The 954-nt window shown below is 68.4% G+C and carries 1 pseudogene; it reads left to right on the top strand.

Features of this window, described 5'->3' with window-relative positions:
- Positions 1-72: 72 nt before the first annotated feature.
- A pseudogene (locus tag QSK21_RS35885) lies at positions 73-935 on the top strand (IS5 family transposase).
- The last annotated feature ends 19 nt before the right edge of the window (positions 936-954 follow it).

The following is a 954-nucleotide window of genomic DNA, read 5'->3' as shown; positions in this document are numbered from 1 at the left end:
CTAGGGCGTGTCCGGTGAATCTTGGTATTTGGCTGAGGTCGATCACCGGGTTGGGGTGCGATGGTCGGTATGGTGCGTCGTCATGAGCTGACCGATGCCGCGTGGGCGCGGATCGAGTCGTTGCTGCCTGCTCAGCCTGTCCGTGGTGGCCGGTGGGCAGAACACCGGACGGTGTTGAACGGGATCTTGTGGAAGCTGGCGACCGGGGCTCCCTGGCGGGATCTGCCCGAGCGGTACGGGAACTGGAAAACCGTCTATGAGCGGTACCGGCGCTGGGCCGCCGATGGAACCTTCGACCGGCTCCTGGCGCACGTGCAGGTCCACGATGACGCGATCGGCCGCCTGGACTGGACGGTCAGCGTCGACTCCACGATCGTGCGAGCCCACCAGCATGCCGCCGGGGCCCGTAAAAGGGGGAACACGGGGGGACGAAAACGGCATACCACCGCCAGGCGCTCGGGCGGTCGCGGGGCGGGCTGACCAGCAAACTCCATCTGGCCTGCGATGGTGCCGGACGGCCGCTGGGATTCGTGCTGACCGGCGGGAACGTCAACGACTGCACCCAGTTCACCGCCGTGATGGCCCAGATCCGCATCGCACGTGCCGGGCCCGGGCGGCCCCGCGTCCGCCCAGCCCGCATCATCGCCGATAAGGGCTACAGCACCAAAGCGATCCGTGCCTGGCTGCGCACCCACCGCATCGGCGCCACCATCCCCGAACGCGACGACCAGATCGCCGGCCGCCGGCGCCGCGGCCGCACCGGCGGACGCCCTCACGCCTTCGACCCCGGCCTCTACCGGCGCCGCAACGTCATCGAACGCTGCTTCAACCGGCTCAAGCAATGGCGCGCCATCGCCACCCGCTACGACAAACTCGCCCGCCACTACCAAGCGGCCGTCACCCTGGTCAGCGCCCTGCTCTGGATCAACACATGATCCACCGGACAGACCCTAG

The sequence above is a fragment of the Actinomadura sp. NBRC 104412 genome, assembly GCF_030269515.1.
GTDB lineage: Bacteria > Actinomycetota > Actinomycetes > Streptosporangiales > Streptosporangiaceae > Spirillospora.
Note: the sequence above shows the minus strand (reverse complement) of the source record. Positions and strands in the feature narration are given on the sequence as shown.